2 protein-coding genes are annotated in these 932 nt (G+C 42.1%); both read right to left on the reverse strand.

From position 1 onward, the window contains the following. Positions 1 to 428, reverse strand: a 428-nt coding sequence (locus ACFINC_RS09995) for a ribosomal RNA small subunit methyltransferase I (protein WP_375617114.1), incomplete at its 3' end; no start/stop codon positions are given. 296 nt (positions 429 to 724) lie between these two features. Continuing rightward, positions 725 to 932 (reverse strand): 4Fe-4S dicluster domain-containing protein (locus tag ACFINC_RS10000; protein ID WP_375617115.1); only part of this gene is annotated, 208 nt, incomplete at its 5' end.

Consider the following 932-nt stretch of genomic DNA (forward strand, 5'->3'; position numbering starts at 1 on the left):
GGAAGCCCTGTCGGTATCAGGGCAGCTAAAAGAGCGGAGGCTCCAGGGATCGGAATAATTTTATGACCTTCCTTACGGGCTTCTTCAACTAATCGAAATCCAGGATCAGAGATAAGCGGTGTTCCCGCATCTGAAACAAGCGCTACCGTTTTGTTTTCCGCTAAAGCCGCTAAGAGCTTTGGACCTGCTTTTTGCGCATTATATTCATGATAGAGAAGAACTTTTTTTTGAATACCGTAACGTTCCAACAAAACACGTGTTACCCGCGTATCCTCACACGCTAAAATATCAACACCTGCCAGCACTTGCAAAGCACGAAGCGTAATATCTGCAAGATTTCCAATAGGCGTTGCTACAAGATAAAGCCCTGGCTCTATGATGGGGGCTGAATAAGCATGCGTACCTATAAAATATGCTTTCTCACACACGCTCTTTTCTCTTCATCAAATTCCCCTTACCACAACAAACTTTTTATCCATACTCATAAGTTATTTTTGCTCACTTTTTACCAGCAGATTTTTATCATTACAACGGCTTATTTGCTCGAGACTCCTTGCTGAAATCGTTGATCATTTCACAATAGGATAACTTTTTGTATCGTGAAAGAGCTTAATGCATGAAGGTGATTGATAGATTTCTGATCTTAAGGGAAATATTTTGATCCATTGTGTTTTGTCTATTTCAATTTTAGGAGAACGAACAATGATGATATTGGCGGAAGAGATTACATATTGGGGTAGAAGGGACCCTCGCTGCCTTGTGGACAGGTCCAGGTAATGTTTTGATTTGGATCTTTGAGGTCGCACGTTTTACAATGTATGCAATTTGAAGCGTTGATCCTATACGTTAGATGGTCATGAGACTCTAGCCATTCGTAGACAGCGGCGGGGCAATAGCGTGTAGAAGGTCCTCCATAGACGGCATATTCGGAG

Origin of the sequence: Bartonella sp. AP58NXGY (assembly GCF_042195785.1) — a bacterium.
In the GTDB taxonomy this organism is placed as follows: domain Bacteria; phylum Pseudomonadota; class Alphaproteobacteria; order Rhizobiales; family Rhizobiaceae; genus Bartonella.